Raw genomic sequence first — 1,352 nt, 5'->3', positions numbered from 1 at the left:
CGGCATCGAGGCCTACGCCATCCACCCCGCCAGCGTTGCGGTGTCGCGCGAGCACCGCCGCGCCAAGACCGATCGTCTCGACACCGAGCTTTTGATGCGCGCCTTTCTCGGCTGGCTGCGCGGCGAGAAGCGCCATTGCTCCATGGCCGCGATCCCGACGCTCGAGGAGCATCCGCACGGCGGAGGGAACGCCGCTGCCGGACAACACCCGCGCCGGGCTTTACCGCTTCCTTGAGCGGCTCAACCTCGTGCGCGCGCAGATCCGCACCATCGAACAGGAGCGCCTGCGCCGGCTGACGGCGGCCTGGCGCAGATCATCGGCATCGGCGTCGAGACCGCCGACATGCTGGTCCACGAGATGCTGTCACGCCAGCTGCGCGACCGCCGCGCCGTGGCGCGGTATGCCGGGCTGACGGACTCGCCGGACGAGAGCGGCCAGCGTCGCCGAGAGAAAGGGCTGGCGCGCGCCGGCAATGCCCGCGTGCGGCGCGGCATGATCAAGCTGCCGTGGCGGTTTCTGCGCTTCCAGAAGGACAGCGACCTCGCCCGATGGTTCCAGGCGCGCACTAGCGATGGCCGCAAAACCAGGCGCAAGACGATGATCGTGGCGCTGGCGCGCAAGCTGCTGATTGCGCTGTGGCTTTTCGTCACCGCGGGCGAGGTGCCGCAAGGCGTTATCGTGCGTGCGGCGTGATGGAGGCACGCGGGAACAGCGAGAACAATGCACACCCCAATTGGCGGGCCCGCAGCAGGGGGCTGCCGAAGACGATCCGAGGTGGCGGCAACCCGAAGCTACACATGGTCCTTCGGACCGCCGATGTAGAATGGGCTCGCCGCCCCGGAGCTTCGCCACCGATGCGCATGCTGCATCATGGTTCGGATCCACGGGAATCAACCGCATACAAGTCTGCCGCGCGACCCTTCGCGCCTGGCTCGGCGAACTCGCCTCGGAATCTGTCGTCGGCTTTTTGGCTCCCTGCAAGAAAGGGCTCACCCGACCAGTCAGCCTGCCGCCCGCCCTCGTGACAGTCAAGGACAAGTCGCTCACGCGACAGGGCCTGCGGCCCCATCCTTGACCGTCACTGCGCGCGGCGGCGAGCGCCAGGGTAGAGGTCCGAGTCGCGTACTCATCCCTGCTATCCTCCTTTAGCCCTAGCTTCCGGCGCTATATCGGGCACCTCTCTGGATGCCTCCGATTAAGGCGTCGAGTTGTTTGCGTCACCTTAGATTGGCCGGCACATAATGTTGCTAGCCGCCTTGATGCACGGCGATGAGGTTTTGGTGGCCTGAAGCGGCGATGTGGCCGCTGTTGGGCGCTTTTCCGCGAACCTCGTCAGGCGCCGGCGGTGATC

Annotated in this window: 1 protein-coding gene and 1 pseudogene; both read left to right on the top strand. The window is 66.7% G+C overall.

Features of this window, described 5'->3' with window-relative positions:
* Positions 1-235 (top strand): annotated as a pseudogene (locus NKI41_RS33065) (hypothetical protein); the annotation flags it as partial.
* A gap of 69 nt (positions 236-304) precedes the next feature.
* Complete coding sequence (locus NKI41_RS33060) at positions 305-694, top strand: transposase (RefSeq protein WP_502901275.1); 390 nt, start codon at positions 305-307, stop codon at positions 692-694.
* Positions 695-1,352 lie beyond the last annotated feature (658 nt).

This window comes from Mesorhizobium sp. M0601 (assembly GCF_040320845.1).
GTDB lineage: Bacteria > Pseudomonadota > Alphaproteobacteria > Rhizobiales > Rhizobiaceae > Mesorhizobium.
Note: the sequence above shows the minus strand (reverse complement) of the source record. Positions and strands in the feature narration are given on the sequence as shown.